The following is a 15,017-nucleotide window of genomic DNA, read 5'->3' as shown; positions in this document are numbered from 1 at the left end:
AGGCAGTGGCAGTTTGCAGCAGCCGAAAGGAAGTGAGAAAGTTGAAAGTTTGGTTCATTCCTATAGCCTATTAAAAGTAAAATAATGAATGTCGAATCCCGAATATCGAAGTAGCGAAATGCGCTGAAGGCGCAACCGTTGACAGCCCCAAATGCAATTTGGGGAACTGAGTTCGGAAAAATAAATCAGAGCGCTGAAGGCGCGATCATTAGCTCCATAAGGGTAAAGAGAACAAAAGAAAAAGGTATAAAGAATAAGCAGTAAAACACAGAAAGTAATGAATCATATCCTCAAAAATATCAGTGCCTCCCTTTTGCTTTCGGCTGCTTTGCTGTGGTCGGGAGAGGGTTATACCCAATCGCGGAAATACATCAGTCAGTTTTCTCATTTTCAGAGCTACTTCAATCCGGGTCTGACGGGTTATGAGGGGAGTACGGTGAGAGGCTTTGTGCGGAATCAGTGGGCAGGGATGGAAGGCTCCCCGAGAACCTACTTTTTCAGCACCGAACTCGACTTCGGGCAGTTGGCCGGAGAAGAGGATCCGGATCTGATGGGAAAGAATGCGGTGTCGGTGAACCTGCTGCATGACACCTACGGAGCCTTCCGTGAGACCGAGTTGATGCTGGGTTATGCCTCAAGAGTACGGATCAGCGAAACCCACAGCCTGAGACTGGGAGCGGGGATCAACTATCAGCAGGTGAGATTGGACGGTAATGTGCTGAGTCCGGAAGAGCAGAACGACCCGACTTTGGGACAGTACCTGGGGCAGTTTACCGACATGCAGGTACTGGACTTCAACCTGGGCTTGGCATTGACCCATGCGAAGTACTATGTGAGTTATGGGATGCACCGGGTAAACGGGGGTAGAATCACCTCGGGGGATGTGTTTATGGACGGCTACCCGGCGAGCAAGATGCTTCAGGCGGGCTACAGGGAGCGCTTGAGTCCGAACATGGCTGTGATGGCCAATGCTTTCTACAGAACCCAGAAGAACCTGCCTGACCAGTTGGATATGAATCTAAAAGTACTGCTGATGGACAGAATCTGGGTTGGCGGCGGTCACCGGCTGGACTATGCGAGCAATGTACAGTTTGGGATAGTGACCGATCGGCTGAGACTGGGCTATGTGTTTGAGTTTCCTGTGGCCCGCTCCTACCAATTGCCGGGAAGAATCCATGAGTTTACGGCTGTGTTTAACCTCTTCCCCAAGGATGACAGAGACAAGCGGGATATTTTACCGATTTGGTAGGATAAAAAAAGGTGGGGATAAATTGGAAATGCCTACTTCCCCCAAAGCCCCTTCCTTTTTTCTCGAGCCTCTTTCTGAAGCCGGACAAAAAGGCTTTCGTATTTTACATTTGGTGGGAAGGTGGCTACAGTGGCATAGCCTTCCTTGACTAGTAGTGCATTGAAAAAAGTCCCATTCTCCAAGTAAACATAAGCTAGTGTACGCTGATACCGATCTTTGCGCTGTACATCGTATTCCAATCGTACTTTTCGCCCTGTCAGTACTTTCTTGGCAAAATCCGAACTTTCCTTTCCAAAATATTCAACTCGGGTTCTACCTGTATTTCTTACCTCAGGGGTATCTACCCCGATCAAGCGGATTTTTTCTTCTTTTCCCTCAGGTTTAAGAACCCAAAAGGTATCCCCATCCACTACTTTGCTTACCGGAAAGAAACCGGTAGGTTTTTGGGCTTTAGCCTCAGGTAAATAAAAGAATAGAAGCAAAATGAGAAGAGGAATTGCAGTTTTATTCATGATACTAGAAGGATAGGAGACTTAAAAAGTAGTCAAATAAATCCAAACGAAAATCATAAATACAAAGGTTTGCAGAGAACCTAAAAATAATAGGCGGGTAAAATGTGATTTCCACCCGCCTATTTGAATTCAATCAGGTGCGATTACCATTGTATTTTATAACGGATAATAATAGGGTCTTCTTCATCAAATAATTCATTTGAAGCGGCTTGAAGAGATTGCGTATGCTTCTCACCCAATTGTTTGTTCTCCAGCAGTCGATTCCAAACTTCTGTGTATAGTAAGCGATAGAAATACTCTCCATCAGAAAATGCGAAACCAGACAAACCCGGGACAATCTTACTTGCTTTTATAGCGCGCTTTTCTGGATTAATGTAGACTTCATACATTGGGAAATCGTCAGGAGCTTCATCCATTTCCTGTATGGCGGCCAAGTCCAATGGCATGGGTTTAATACCGAAAACGTGAGTTCCAATGGTCTCTCCAGCCACCGCAATGCTCCCCATGTTGACATCATAGGGCTGTGTGGCGATCATCTGCTCTAGCTCTTCATCCATTTTGTCCTCAGTTTGTATCCGCTTTTCCATAGGCAAGCTTCGATCTCCCGAATTGATGCTTGCCAGGGGCCTAATTTTCCCTTCGGAGTAATAGAAAATGGTGTCAGATAACCCAAAATTCAGCAAATACCCGGATTTATAGGGTGCAATGGCTCCAGATTCTCCGCTTCCTGATGCGGGAAAAGTTTTTAAAGGGAGGAATTCATAACTAAGAGAATCCTTGTTGAATAGAGCGAAGGTTTGGAAGTATCCCTCTTCATCAGGGGCAGGCCCTCTCAAGGCGAAAAACCAATGATTTTCATCCCAAGGGTGCAGACTTATCGGGGCGTAGTAGCTTCCGTCTGAAGTGAGGCTTAGCCGATTTTTGATGTCCATCTTTTCGTCAAACTCCAAAAGGGCATTTTGTGATACCATCGCCAATTGACCTTCTTTTGTGACGCCCATTTTGCTGATACTCCCATACTCATTGGGTCCTCCTCCTTGACGTGCGATAGTTTCAAGATGATTCCCTTGGTAATCAAATGCATGAATAGTGGGTTTCATGTAAGGATCGGTATTGAGAAAAATTTTGTCCTCAGCAAAAGAAATATGGGGATCAAAGCCGAAAAACTGAACGGGAGTACCTTCAGGGAATTTTAAGGGGATGAATTCCACGTCTTTTAAAACTTCCTCAGGCTTTTGAACAATGGATTCATTGAGTTGAAAGGAAGGGAATTCATTTTCTACGGTGGAATCAGAGGGACTCGAACAAGAAATAAAGCTGAAAACCACCATTAAAATGGTACTAAATCGAATGAGCATAATTATATTTTTTAATGAAATCGAGCATGACATGGCCTTCACACACTAGTATGCCCCGATCTATCGGGGCAACCATGCGAGATTCCATCCCGATACTCGGGGCAAGTTATGACCTTTAAAATTCAATTATAGACAAATGAAAAATCAGGACTACTAAGTTCTATAATCGATTTTAATGGTCAAAAGGTTTGTTTAAAATCTTCACTTTTTTAATTGATAAAAATAAAAGCGATGATAGTTAAACTCGTGTATTTGCCAATATTTCAGAAATGAGATCTACTTCACTAACCTATATCTAATAGTATGGTCCTAGCGAGTAATCGAAGGAAAAATTGATTGGGGATAAAAAATCAGGTATTCAAAATAATAATCTTTCTAAGTGGAGAGTAAAAGCGCATACTTCCGACAGCACCTAAAACTTCTCATATTATTCTTTTCCCTAAATTTGAGTAAGATAATAACAAGTACTCTATCCCTAGTTGGAAATGATTCGTTTACCGTAAGGATCAAAGAAGAAGAATTTTAGATGAATAATCCGGTTTTCAAGAAAAACAACATTAACATTTTTGGTAAAGGTACCCAACCCATGCTATTTGCCCATGGCTACGGATGTAATCAGGAGATGTGGCGATTGGTGACACCGGCATTCGAGGAAGACTATCAAATTCATTTGTTTGATCATGTGGGCTCCGGGGAGTCTCAAGTAGGAAAGTATGATTTTTCCAAATATAAAAGTCTCCAAGGATATGCAGATGACCTCATCGATATCTGCGATTCCCTATCACTTAAGCGATCTGTTTTAGTAGCCCATTCGGTCAGTAGTATGATTGCGACTCTAGCTGCTGTTTCAAGACCGGACCTTTTTGATAAGTTGATAATGATCGGACCATCTCCGCGATACATCAATGAGGGAGAGTATTTTGGGGGCTTTGATCAGCAGGATATCGATGAATTGATAGAGACTTTAGAAAGTAATTATTTGGGTTGGTCTAGCTTTATCACTCCAGTCATCGTTGGTAATCCAGAGAAAGAGGAATATTCAAATGAGTTGCACACCAGTTTCTGCAGTATGGACCCTGCTATTGCCAAGCATTTTGCCAAGGTGACCTTTACAGGGGATAACAGGCAAGATCTTCAAAAGCTAAAAACCCCTACCTTGATTATACAAACCCACCCTGATGTCATTGCGCCAAAAGAGGTTGGAAATTACGTCCACAGCCAAATCTCAAATAGTGAACTAGTTCAGTTGGATTGCTCGGGGCATTGCCCCCATCTTACAGCTCCTGATTTGGTGATTGAGGCCATTAGAAATTTTCTTAAAACCTAGCAAAGTGAAAAGAGTAATCAGCAAGGAAGAGTACCTGGACCTCTACGAAAATGCCCCTTTCGGCTATTTTTCTATTAATATGGATAGGCAAATTGTCGCGATGAATACTACCTTACTCAACTGGCTAGCGCTTGAGAAATCTGAAGTTATCGGAGTAAAAAGTATTCAGGATATTTTTCCTGTAGCTGCAAGAATCTACCTTGAGACGCATCTCGTGCCCTTATTGGAGGTAGAAGAGGCGTTTTCAGAGGTGAACCTGGAACTTTTTACAAAAGAGGGAAAGCGTATCCCCGTTTTGGTCAACGGTAAGCTGGTGAAGTCAGAAAAAAGAAAGGAAGCGCGCTACCGCTTTTCAGTTTTGGATATTTCCCAGCGTAAACGCTTTGAAATGGAATTGATTCAAGCTAAAAAAAGAGCAGAAGAAAAGTCTAACATCCTTCAGGAATTTAATACCGCTTTGGAGCAGTTTGCTTATACGGCCTCACATGATTTACAAGCTCCTTTAACTACCATTACCGGACTATTAGGCATTTTAAATAAAAGGGGATTTATACCTGAAGAAAGTGAAGAGGCAACTTATTTTAACCTTATCAATAAAAATCTTCACAGAATGAAATTGATGATTTCTGATCTTTTGGCTTATTCTAAAATTGACAATGATTCTGCAGAAATGGAGAAAGTTGCTCTTAAAGAAATTTGTGAGGAGGCGCAGGAATTACTTAGTCATTCGATCAGAGAAAACAATGCTGTTTTCGAATTGGGGGAGCTTCCTTCAATAATGGGGAATAAAATTCAGTTACTTCGCCTGTTTGAAAATCTATTTTCCAATGCCTTAAAATACCGGTCTGATGAGGATCCAAAAATTAAAGTTTGGTCAGAAAGGAGTCCCTCGATTGTCACGGTCTACGTCCAAGACAATGGATTGGGTTTTGAGCAGGAATATGCGGAGAAGATTTTCGAATTTATGCAAAGACTTCATCGCCATGACGAGATTCCCGGAACAGGCATCGGCCTAGCTTCCTGTAAAAAAATAGTACAGGCTCATGGAGGTGAAATTTCCGTTCGTTCGGAAAAAGGCAAAGGAAGCACCTTTTTTTTCACATTCCCACTTACCTGATTCCTGAGATTTAATTTTTTCTGGAATTTATCCTGCCTCAATCGCTTCAGGGCACAGTAGCGACTTTCTGATTTGAATTACTTGGGATGTTTATAGGGTTCTAAATCAAATAGTTGTACTTTAAGGGGAGTTTTATTCCACAGTGTTAAATTCTTTTATTATGGAAAATTTACTTCAAACTGCCATTAATCAGATTGGTGTCAGAGAGATCCCAGGGGGACAAAGTAATCCCCAAATCATGAGATATGCCGAGGAGGCAGGTTTCCCCGAATATGTATCTGATGAAATGGCATGGTGCAGTTTATTTATGAATTGGGTGGCGCTCAAGTCCGGTTTGGAGCGAACCCGAAGTTTGGCTGCGCGATCATGGTTGAATTTCGGTATACCCATTCATAATCCCGAACCCGGAGATGTGGTCGTTTTTTGGAGAGTGAGTAGAGATTCTTGGATGGGACATGTAGGGGTTTTTATGGGGTTTTCGGCTGATCTCAAGCGGATTTATTGCCTAGGTGGGAATCAGGGTAATCAAGTATTTGTGACCGCCTATAGTGCTGAAATGCTTCTTGGCTTTCGGAGATTAAGACCCGTCTCGGAGGTGGTGTTTTCGCAGCGAAACCTAAAACAAGGGGATGCAGGGCAGGAAGTAATTTATCTGCAAGATGCATTAAAGCAATTGGGCTTTGATCCAGGTACTTCAGATGGATTTTTTGGGCCAAAAACCCACGAGGCCTTGATCGATTTTCAGTCTACTAACTCCGAATTGACCAGATTGGGAGTTTTCGATAAAGCGACGAGGGAATTTCTGACCGAACTGCTCAACCGTCAAAGTTTTAATTAGGAAAGATAGAACAGGAAAAATTTCATTTCTTCTGATTTTGACTTAAAAAGTGGAAATGTACTAAGCTCTGTTTTGATTTAAAGGGCCGATGGAAAACTACTTTTCAAATTAGGTGTGCACTGATCTCTAGCCTATAAGTAGTGGTATAAAATTACAATATTTCATTAATCGGTCTTTTTTCTTTTTTCTTCCATTTCCTTACGCATCCGCTCCCTTTTCTCTTCCTTGATTCGAAAGATTCTTTTTCTAAAAATTAAAAAGAGAATTAGGATGATCACAGGAATGATGATGAAGATGACTAAATCACTTTTATCAGATAGATTTAAAGGCTCGCTAGGGCCGGGGATTCCCGGTTGCTTTTGGGAAAAAGAAAGTAGGGGGAGGAAAAAGATCGTCCCAAAAATAAGTGATGCCAATTTTATAGATTTCATGAGATTGCTCAGATTAATTAATTCAATCATTTCTTAAACTAATGAAATTCTCTCGTAAAAGAAAGTTTAGGTAGAATTCATTAACCAAAGTCCTTCAGTTAACTTGAACTATTTTTTTTTTTTTTTTGCTTTTTGTTGCGAGGTGAGTAGCGTACTGCCACTGGAAGAGAGTCGTGCGTTTTTGATTAAGTCTTCGATCATTTTGTTCCTAGTTTAGGCAACAAAACTGGTTTAGTTATTTAAGCGGTTAAGAACATAATGCTTTTGATTGGATCCTGTCCTATCAAATAGGATTTGCCTGATCCAATGGGGACCTTGGTAGGAGGGGAAACGTAAGGGGAATTCCGGTTTAGAAATTGATCAATTTGATCGAAGTCAACTTCCCATATGGAAGATCTGAGAATAAGTCAATGTCAACGGAGAGTCGATGACCAATTTGCAAACTCAAAGATGTCCCACCTACAAGGCGGAATTCGGCAAATTGAGGACTTGATAACAGCAGGATTAAACTCTCCTTCAAGATCTCGTTTACGGTATTCCAATATAGGCCGGAGGTCATAGATGATCGGATTTTGTCAAAAGCCTCTGGTTATAAAATTTTTTGATTTCTTCCTTTTCTATTTCGTTGCCTCTTTCCTCAATCCGTTCAATGATAAATCTCTGGTTCTTTATCCAATCAATCTTGGTGATGTCGGTGTCCCAGAAAAGTGCAGGCCTGAGTTTGCTCAAATCTGGGGTTTGCTTGGAATGCATTTTTGCTTTCTCAAGCTTGATGTCATGAAATGCTTGTAAAACCATTAGCGTACCTTCCTCCATACCCAAGGCCTCCTCAATCCTAATGGCTAAAGAAGGATTCATACCTCTTTTCCCATGAGTAATTGCACTAAGGGTGAGGGTATTCACCAATAGACAAAGCAAATGGCCCTTTAGCTATGCCGCGTTTTTTTGAGTTCTCGCTCAAGGTAAAGTCCAGGATGGATACCTTTGATTTGCTGTATGATTGGATTCATTGAAAAAAAATAAACAAAAATGTTTACATGATAATATTTTAAACTTAAAGAAGTTTTAAATTGAAGTCTTGTAAATCAGAGGTTTGTGTTCTACACTTAGAGCCAGTCTACACTTTAAATTTTTTCCAGTACTCAAATCAACTTCGAAAAGGAATTATTTAAAGCCTTCAGTCTGGTCTGATACGTGTCCAAGTAAAGTTTCTTGCAGGTTTCGTCCAGATAGCTCCTTTCGGTCAAATCTCCAACTTCTGATTTTGGGGTTCGGAATTCATACAAAATCTTTGCAAGCCTGGATTTAATCAGGCCAATTTTCAGACCAAATTCCCAAAAATCGTCATAGGCTAAAAACCCATTGGCTTCGTAGCTTGGGGTGTAGTAGTCATCTTTGAACATGCCATCTTTCAGCGCCAATTCAGGATCCTTGACATGAAGCCGCGTATTGATCAAATCATACGCCGGGCTTAGCACATAGTCGCCTTGGGCAGTCTCCAGTAAACTAAAATTCTTCAAATGTGCGTCTCCGTTTGAAAACAGGAAATTGAAAACAACCAGTTTGTAGAATTCTTCCAAAGCCACTGGATAAGCTCCAACGTACTTTTTGATCAAATCGGCAATCGCTTCGTAGCTGGAATTGTACTTGAATTCTTCGCCATCTGTTTCCTTGGTTTTGCCTGCAAGTGTGGCAAAGTCTTCTACGCCGAGCTTTTTGCCGGTTTGTGAATCAATGTCAAATCGCTTGGTCAAATAAGCTGGTTCTCCATTACTGTAGAATATCAGACCATTTTCTGCAGTCTTCAATCTATATACTTGCTTTGCAATCTGCATGGTCAAGTGTTCATTAGCAGGGACCATTTCGATCCGATCCATATCACGGGGAATCGGTTTGAGGATGTAGGTTCCTTTTTCTCCTTCCTTTGTCAAGCGAATGTTTCCTTTTTCCCAAATCGCAGAAAGCTTTTCCTGTGCTCCGGAAATAGATATTCGTTTTCTGTTTTCCAGCATTTCTTCCATTTCGGATTCGTTGGTTGGCTGGTGACTTTCGTATGGAAGAAAACAGGAAGTCTTGCGTCCACCGAAAAGTTGCCGTAGTCCTAAAGGACTGTATTGGTCAAAACCTTTGGCAAGGGTAATCGGGCAAGAGGTCAGTTTTAATTCCATAGTTCAGAGTTCTTTTAGAGTAACAGCCCCGATGGTGTCCGTGGTGGAAGTTTGGAGTAACAGGGAGAAAAAATCGTTTTCATCAATCTGTAGCCTTCTGGCCTGGAGTTTCAGGTTTACACCTTCTGAGAGCATATTGAAGAAGAATGGAAATAAATGATCCGAAACAAATTCCTTTTGGACTTTGGGAAGAGTAAGACTGATCGAGGGCTTGGTAGGATCATTAAGCCAAGCTTCGTCATAGACAAATCGATATTGTTTTGGACTTTCTTTTATCAAAAGTCCAACCAGTTCTCCATTTCGTAAGACTGCGGCTCTTCTCATCGGTCAGTTTTTTTAAGACCAAGACTGAGCTCCAACCCCAATACTTCTGCCAGTTGGTTAAGGATTTTCACCGAGGGATTAAACTCACCCCGTTCCAATTTGTAGAGCGTGTTTATACTGACTTGTGCCATTTCCGCTAAGTTCGGCTGGTTAATTCCAAGCAGCTTTCTCCGCTCCCGAATAACAGTTCCAATTTCCTCAATTGTCATTATAATGTGATTTTTATGCTAAAATATTGTTCATTTATTTAAAATCAAACATAAATCACATTATAGTGTGAAATATGATGGAATAAGGGATTGAATTGATTAAAACACCCTTAATATCACAATATAATGTGGTTTTGTGTGCTAAGTGGAGATAGATGAAGATAATCTCCGCAGATTTTGCGGATATAAGGACGATTTAGGTTTCAAGTTGTCCGTAAAAATGCCCTGAAAAAATAATACCCTATACAATCAGTTGCTGACCTCGTTTTGCTCTTTCCCTCTGATCAATTCCTTCTTATATTCCCATTTGGTGGGCGAAATCGCTACCTTGGTAGATACTTCGGATCGGGTACCATTGATAGTGATTCGAAGATAGACCGGTGCCTTTCCATCCTTTTTAATTTTTTTTCCTGAAGGAGGAATGTCAGTGTTGGTATGTTCATAGCTAATCATTTGATTTATGACAAAGCTATTTGAGTAAATCCACTGAGCCCAGCGAATTTCCATAATCACCAAAAAGGTCACCAAAAAATAGGTCTCGATTGGAATTGGAATAAGTCTCGATTTTTCCGCAAGAAATCCGAATAATATGATTAAAAATAAGTCAAGCGAAAAATAAAAAAGCCCCAAACCATTAAAATTTGGGGCTTTTCGAAAGATTTAAATAACTAAAAGCAGAGGAGGAGGGATTCGAACCCCCGGTACCTTGCGGTACAACGGTTTTCAAGACCGCCGCATTCGACCACTCTGCCACTCCTCTATGATTTCTGAAGATTTTTGAATCCTCAAATTCCCAGCAAGCTTGTTCTCTTACTCGCTTTTACTAATGGATCATTCATCCATTTGGGAATGCAAAACTAGTATGAAACTCTACTTTTGCAAAGTAATTTTCAGCAAATATTTTTAAGTCTTTGATTCATTTTGACTTAATTTTTCAAAAAAGAGAAATCCTTAGCAAGATTAAGCCTCTTTCTATCAGTCCACCGCTACATCAGCCGGATGCTTTTCATCTTCCTGACTGTTGCGCTCTTCGATCAAATCCAAGGTAACATTGACCTCAAAAGCAATCAAGATGATTAGGGAAGTGATATACAGCCATAGCATCAAACCAATCAATGTACCGATCGAGCCGTACAGTTTGTTGTAGCTTGCAAAGTTGTTTAGATAAAATGTAAATCCATAAAATGCAGAGGTGATAAGGAGACCTGCTAAATTGGCTCCAACGGAAAAGAAATGCCACTTATCATGCACTGCAGGTGCATGTCTGAAAATAAATGCCGTGGTGAAATAAAAGACCATGAGCAGGACCAAGAATTTGAGAAAGTTGAATAGAAAAATTAGAAATTCAGAATTGAATAGCTGCATCTCCTCTATTCTAGAAATCAATATACTCCCCAAAATCATAATACTACTGGCCAAAACTACTGCCATGGCCAAACTGAATACTATACTGACTGCGATCAATCTACTCCTGATAAAGCCTCGACTCTCTTTGGTCTTGTAGACCGAATTAAAAGAACCCATCATTGACATGACTCCCTGGGTGGAAGCAAAAAGCGCAAAAAAGAAACCAATAGAGAGCAAACTTTGCCTAGGCTTTGAGACAATATCCATAATGGTACTCTCCAGTTCGATGTAGATATTGCCTGGTAAAATCTCTTGTACAAAAAGCAGAATGTTTTCGGTAGTCACATAAGGAATCAAATCCTGTAAGTAGGGGATAAGGTTCAAAAGAAATAGCAGCAGTGGGAATAAGGCCACTGTAAAACTAAAGGCCATCGAACCTGCTCTTTCTGCAATATCGTCTTTGTACAATTGCCGAAGAAAAAGCTCCCCGACATCGTAGACATTCTTATCCGGATCGCCAAAGTGAATATGTCGTAGACTTTGGGCCCAAGTCAATAAGCGGTCTTGGATGTCTTGAATTTTTTGTTTTACCACGGGGTAAATCGTCTAAAAGTAGGGTTTCATTAAATCTAATAAATTTTGTGGAGGTCTTGTGGGTTGATGACTTTCTTTTTTCAGAAATGCCAAAGTAGTCCATCCTTCTGTGATGAGCTCTTCCTGCTCGTTAAAAACCTCATATTCAAAGCGAATCCTTACACCAGGGAGTTGAGGGATACTTGTCTTTATTCGCAAGAGTTCATCGTACTTTCCGGGTTTGATGTAGCGAAAGTGACTTTCCAGCACAGGCATCATGACTCCCTCCTCTTCCATCTGTTTATAGGAGAAACCTATGCTTCGCATTGCCTCTACCCGAGCTACTTCAAAATACATGGCATAATTACCATAGTAAACGTAACTCATTTGATCGGTCTCGGCATACCTTACTCTGAGTTGTGTTTCTGCTTGATACATCATTAAAATATTTTAGCAGCATTTAAGGCCGCTTGATAGCGCCGTGCATTGGCATTATGCTGTGCCAAATTGGTGGCAAATGAATGATAGCCCGAAAAGTCCTCTTTAGCACAAAAATAAAGATACTTATGGTCTTCTGCATTCAAGACCGCATCTAGGGAGTTGATATCAGGCAAGTTAATAGGGCCTGGAGGAAGGCCGGAATATTTATATGTGTTGTAGGGACTCTCGGTCTCTTTATGAATATTTAGCACTCTCTTGATACTGAAATCCCCCATCGCAAAAACCAAGGTGGGATCAGCCTGAAGTGGCATATTGAGCCTAAGTCTGTTCAGGTAAACGCCTGCAATCTTTGGCCTTTCATCTGATTTTTGACTTTCTGCCTGTACTATGCTGGCAAGGGTAGAAACTTCCAAAGGACTAAGCCCTAATCTTTGAGCTTGGGCTTTTCTATTTTCCGTCCAGAAATCATTGTACTCCCTGTACATCCTATCAAATAGCGCTTCGGTGCTGGTATTCCACCAGACTTCATAGGTGTTTGGGATAAACATGCTCATGATGGACTCTTCTTCAAAACCAAACTTTCGGATGTTGACCGAGTCTTGAAGCAGTTCTAAGAATTGATCTTTAGAAACCTCAAGATTCGCTGTGATTTTTTCAGCCAAATCCTCTTTGGTTCTTACATTATTAAATGTGATACGTACGGGAGTTTGGTTGCCTGAGCGAAGAAGCCGTACCAATTCTAAATTGGTCATTTTCGGCATGATGGTGTATAATCCTGGCTTGACTAGTTCCTGGTAGCCCAATATCTTGGAAACAAAGGCAAAACTTACGGGATCGTCAATAATCTGATCGTCATAGAGTTTGTCTGAGACAAATTTATAATTGGCATTGCTCGGAATCCTCAGCGCAATGGGTTGATCAGACCTTATCAGGACATTGGGGTTGTAAAAGACCTGATAGAAGTAAAAGGACATGGAGATTCCCAAAACTGAGAAGGTGATTATCAGGATGAGCAGTAGTTTTTTCTTTTTATCCTCAAGCATAGGGGCAAAATTAAGTAATCCTCTTTAATAGAACGGCTAAAAAGGTGTTTTGATAGTTTAAATTCTGAAATGCACTTTTTGTTACTTTTTTGTTGTTCGTACAATGACAAAATCCAACTAGTCCTATTTGCAAAATTAATTCGGGTTTTGGACCTTGCCTTTATGGAAATCAACTCACATAAGCCTGTGAATGTAGTCTGCGCAGTCATCATACAAGATGACCGTATTTTAGCAGTCAAAAGGTCTTTAGACATGGATTTAGCAGGATTTTGGGAATTTCCTGGAGGAAAGATGGAGCAAGGGGAGCTTCCTCAGGACGCTCTAATAAGGGAGTTGTTTGAGGAACTGGAAGTCAAGGTGAGCGTCGGACAAAAGCTATCTCCTGTGGTATTTGATTACGGGGATAAACTTATCCGATTGATTCCTTTCCTAGCGTGGGTTCAGTCCGGAGTATTGAGGCTTATCGAACACGAAAAGGCAGTTTGGCTCGGGGAAAATGAACTTTTTGAAGTAAATTGGGCTCCCGCCGATGTTCCAATAGTGAAAGAGCTGGAGCGACGGTGGAATGAGTTTTTCACCTCCCAAAAAGGATTTTAAAATGACTGCCGAATTTATCAGATTATACGAAGAGAATCCAGATCCGAAAAGAATTAGACACATTGCAAGTCTCCTTAGAGACGGGGCAGTGGTGATTTATCCTACGGATACAGTCTACGGGATTGGTTGTGATATTACCAATCAGCGAGCGGTAGAGCGGATAGCCAAAATCAAAGGAATCAATCCCAAAAAGCATAATTTTTCCTTCATTTGCGCGGATTTGAGTGATCTGGCACAGTACACCAGAGTAGTGGGCAAACCGGTTTTTAAAATGATGAAAAAGGCTTTTCCAGGTCCTTTTACCTTTATCCTTGAAGCCAGCTCCCAAGTTCCCAAAATCATGCAGATCAATAAAAAGACCGTCGGAATACGAGTACCTGATCATAATGTGCCGAGGATGTTGGTGAAGGAGCTAGGTCAACCTATTCTCACAACTTCCATTCATGATGAGGACGAGGTAGTGGAGTACAGTACTGATCCAGAATTGATTTTTGAAAAGTACCAGAACTTAGTCGATGTGGTCATTGACGGGGGATACGGCCAAAATGTAGGTTCCACCATTTTGGATTGTACAGGTGAAGAAGTGGAAGTGGTTCGTCAAGGTTTGGGACTATTGGAGGATATTCTCTGAGTTATATTATCTGAAAATCCTAGAAGCCTCAGGGAATTTCAGGATTTTAAATTGAGCATTTAGATTTTCCTTGGTTATTGATTTCCGAGACTATCTACTTTATCACCTCTTTCTCGATGTTCTAAATTTCGCTCTTTATTTTTGTCATTACTTTTCTAGCCGAATCAAAAATCATCCATGTCCAAAATCGCTATTGATCTTCAGTACCTGCCCAATCTTGAGTTTTTTTGTGCCATTTGGGAAGCCGAGGAGCTATGGCTTTGTGCAGGTGATACTTATCAGAGAAAGTCTTGGTTTAATCGAACTCAAATAAGGCTTTCAAATAAAGTAGAAATGCTTTCCGTTCCGATTGTCGGAAGGAGGCCTAGGGTTTCCTTGGGTTCAATTAAGGTAGATTACCAGCAGAAATGGCAAAAAAATCACCTGAGAGGAATCCAAAGTGGCTATGGAAAGGCTCCTTTCTTTGAATATTTTTTTCCTGAAATAGAAGGTGTTTTTCAAAAACAGACGAGCCATTTATGGGAGCTCAATCTGGAATTTCTGACAATCTGTCTGAAACTTCTGCAGCGGCCTGTCAAATTGCGAGTGGTAGAAAATTCCGAAATTGAGGGGGTAGATACAGACCTGAGAGGCCTGCTTAAGCCCGGAGAGCCTTTTTTGGAGCGGAGTATCTATCAGGCAGTTCCGTATCAGCAGCTTTTTGGCTTAGACTTTGAGCCCAATCTATCCGTGCTGGATTTGCTCTTTTGTGAAGGACCTTCTGCTGGTAGTATAATAAGGAAGTCAATAAAAAAAGAATGAACAATCGTTAAAAGGATTGTGTTTTTAAAACAAATTCGGTAACATACGTAC

The 15,017-nt window shown here is 41.0% G+C and carries 19 protein-coding genes and 1 tRNA gene; 7 read left to right on the top strand and 13 right to left on the bottom strand.

The features are described 5' to 3' along the window. The first annotated feature begins 277 nt into the window (after window positions 1-277). A complete protein-coding gene (locus tag BLQ57_RS01095; RefSeq protein ID WP_087941511.1) occupies window positions 278-1,249 on the top strand; it encodes a PorP/SprF family type IX secretion system membrane protein in 972 nt (323 codons plus the stop codon). A 32-nt stretch (window positions 1,250-1,281) separates the two neighbouring features. Here BLQ57_RS01095 and BLQ57_RS01090 read toward each other — a convergent pair whose 3' ends face one another. Beyond that, window positions 1,282-1,761 carry a thermonuclease family protein gene (locus tag BLQ57_RS01090; RefSeq protein WP_087937533.1) on the bottom strand — a complete coding sequence of 160 codons (480 nt, stop codon included), beginning with the start codon at window positions 1,759-1,761 and terminating at the stop codon, window positions 1,282-1,284. Window positions 1,762-1,904: 143 nt separating this feature from the next. Further along, window positions 1,905-3,119 (bottom strand): 6-bladed beta-propeller, encoded by a 1,215-nt coding sequence (locus BLQ57_RS01085; RefSeq protein ID WP_169712687.1) that lies wholly within the window; start codon window positions 3,117-3,119, stop codon window positions 1,905-1,907. A 526-nt stretch (window positions 3,120-3,645) separates the two neighbouring features. Between BLQ57_RS01085 and BLQ57_RS01080 the strand changes: the two genes are divergently transcribed. The 3 genes from BLQ57_RS01080 (at window position 3,646) to BLQ57_RS01070 (ending at window position 6,401) form a co-directional block, all read left to right on the top strand. Further along, on the top strand, window positions 3,646-4,446 hold the full coding sequence (locus tag BLQ57_RS01080; protein WP_087937535.1) for an alpha/beta fold hydrolase: 801 nt from the start codon (window positions 3,646-3,648) through the stop codon (window positions 4,444-4,446). Window positions 4,447-4,450: 4 nt separating this feature from the next. After that, on the top strand, window positions 4,451-5,563 hold the full coding sequence (locus BLQ57_RS01075; RefSeq protein ID WP_240507719.1) for a sensor histidine kinase: 1,113 nt from the start codon (window positions 4,451-4,453) through the stop codon (window positions 5,561-5,563). A 160-nt stretch (window positions 5,564-5,723) separates the two neighbouring features. Continuing rightward, window positions 5,724-6,401, top strand: a complete 678-nt coding sequence (locus BLQ57_RS01070; RefSeq protein WP_087937536.1) for a C40 family peptidase — start codon at window positions 5,724-5,726, stop codon at window positions 6,399-6,401. Between the two features lie 164 nt (window positions 6,402-6,565). On the opposite strand, the gene BLQ57_RS01065 is transcribed toward BLQ57_RS01070, so the two are convergent. The 11 genes from BLQ57_RS01065 to mltG form a co-directional block, all read right to left on the bottom strand. Next, on the bottom strand, window positions 6,566-6,832 hold the full coding sequence (locus BLQ57_RS01065; protein ID WP_087937690.1) for a hypothetical protein: 267 nt from the start codon (window positions 6,830-6,832) through the stop codon (window positions 6,566-6,568). A gap of 349 nt (window positions 6,833-7,181) precedes the next feature. After that, window positions 7,182-7,391 carry a nucleotidyl transferase AbiEii/AbiGii toxin family protein gene (locus tag BLQ57_RS20825; protein ID WP_205635602.1) on the bottom strand — a complete coding sequence of 70 codons (210 nt, stop codon included), beginning with the start codon at window positions 7,389-7,391 and terminating at the stop codon, window positions 7,182-7,184. Continuing rightward, on the bottom strand, window positions 7,388-7,690 hold the full coding sequence (locus tag BLQ57_RS01055; protein WP_205635603.1) for a DUF6922 domain-containing protein: 303 nt from the start codon (window positions 7,688-7,690) through the stop codon (window positions 7,388-7,390). The genes BLQ57_RS20825 and BLQ57_RS01055 overlap by 4 nt, the downstream gene beginning before the upstream one ends. Before the next feature lie 284 nt (window positions 7,691-7,974). Beyond that, on the bottom strand, window positions 7,975-9,000 hold the full coding sequence (locus tag BLQ57_RS01050) for a type II toxin-antitoxin system HipA family toxin (RefSeq protein WP_087937537.1): 1,026 nt from the start codon (window positions 8,998-9,000) through the stop codon (window positions 7,975-7,977). A 3-nt stretch (window positions 9,001-9,003) separates the two neighbouring features. Next, window positions 9,004-9,324, bottom strand: coding sequence for a HipA N-terminal domain-containing protein (locus BLQ57_RS01045; RefSeq protein ID WP_087937538.1), 321 nt, complete (start codon window positions 9,322-9,324; stop codon window positions 9,004-9,006). Further along, window positions 9,321-9,533: a helix-turn-helix domain-containing protein gene (locus tag BLQ57_RS01040; RefSeq protein ID WP_217639522.1), complete on the bottom strand. Its 213-nt coding sequence runs from the start codon at window positions 9,531-9,533 to the stop codon at window positions 9,321-9,323. Before BLQ57_RS01040 ends, BLQ57_RS01045 begins: the two co-directional genes overlap by 4 nt. Window positions 9,534-9,782: 249 nt before the next feature. After that, window positions 9,783-9,986, bottom strand: coding sequence for an Arm DNA-binding domain-containing protein (locus BLQ57_RS01035; RefSeq protein ID WP_169712688.1), 204 nt, complete (start codon window positions 9,984-9,986; stop codon window positions 9,783-9,785). 222 nt (window positions 9,987-10,208) lie between these two features. Beyond that, a tRNA-Ser gene (locus BLQ57_RS01030) sits at window positions 10,209-10,293 on the bottom strand. Between the two features lie 215 nt (window positions 10,294-10,508). Next, the gene (locus BLQ57_RS01025; RefSeq protein ID WP_087937540.1) at window positions 10,509-11,474 is read right to left on the bottom strand and encodes a YihY/virulence factor BrkB family protein; all 966 of its coding nucleotides are present in this window, start codon (window positions 11,472-11,474) and stop codon (window positions 10,509-10,511) included. Window positions 11,475-11,486: 12 nt separating this feature from the next. Next, window positions 11,487-11,891 (bottom strand): acyl-CoA thioesterase, encoded by a 405-nt coding sequence (locus tag BLQ57_RS01020; protein WP_087937541.1) that lies wholly within the window; start codon window positions 11,889-11,891, stop codon window positions 11,487-11,489. A 2-nt stretch (window positions 11,892-11,893) separates the two neighbouring features. After that, window positions 11,894-12,937 carry an endolytic transglycosylase MltG gene (gene mltG, locus BLQ57_RS01015; protein ID WP_087937542.1) on the bottom strand — a complete coding sequence of 348 codons (1,044 nt, stop codon included), beginning with the start codon at window positions 12,935-12,937 and terminating at the stop codon, window positions 11,894-11,896. 69 nt (window positions 12,938-13,006) lie between these two features. Between mltG and BLQ57_RS01010 the strand changes: the two genes are divergently transcribed. The 3 genes from BLQ57_RS01010 to BLQ57_RS01000 all read left to right on the top strand — a co-directional run bounded on the left by BLQ57_RS01010 (window position 13,007) and on the right by BLQ57_RS01000 (window position 14,966). Next, the gene (locus BLQ57_RS01010) at window positions 13,007-13,534 is read left to right on the top strand and encodes a (deoxy)nucleoside triphosphate pyrophosphohydrolase (protein WP_240507720.1); all 528 of its coding nucleotides are present in this window, start codon (window positions 13,007-13,009) and stop codon (window positions 13,532-13,534) included. A gap of 1 nt (window position 13,535) precedes the next feature. Continuing rightward, on the top strand, window positions 13,536-14,165 hold the full coding sequence (locus BLQ57_RS01005) for an L-threonylcarbamoyladenylate synthase (protein WP_087937543.1): 630 nt from the start codon (window positions 13,536-13,538) through the stop codon (window positions 14,163-14,165). Between the two features lie 177 nt (window positions 14,166-14,342). Beyond that, window positions 14,343-14,966 (top strand): WbqC family protein, encoded by a 624-nt coding sequence (locus tag BLQ57_RS01000; RefSeq protein WP_087937544.1) that lies wholly within the window; start codon window positions 14,343-14,345, stop codon window positions 14,964-14,966. Window positions 14,967-15,017: the final 51 nt, after the last annotated feature.

The sequence above is a fragment of the Algoriphagus faecimaris genome (genome assembly GCF_900101705.1).
GTDB classification, from domain to species: domain Bacteria; phylum Bacteroidota; class Bacteroidia; order Cytophagales; family Cyclobacteriaceae; genus Algoriphagus; species Algoriphagus faecimaris.
Note: the sequence above shows the minus strand (reverse complement) of the source record. Positions and strands in the feature narration are given on the sequence as shown.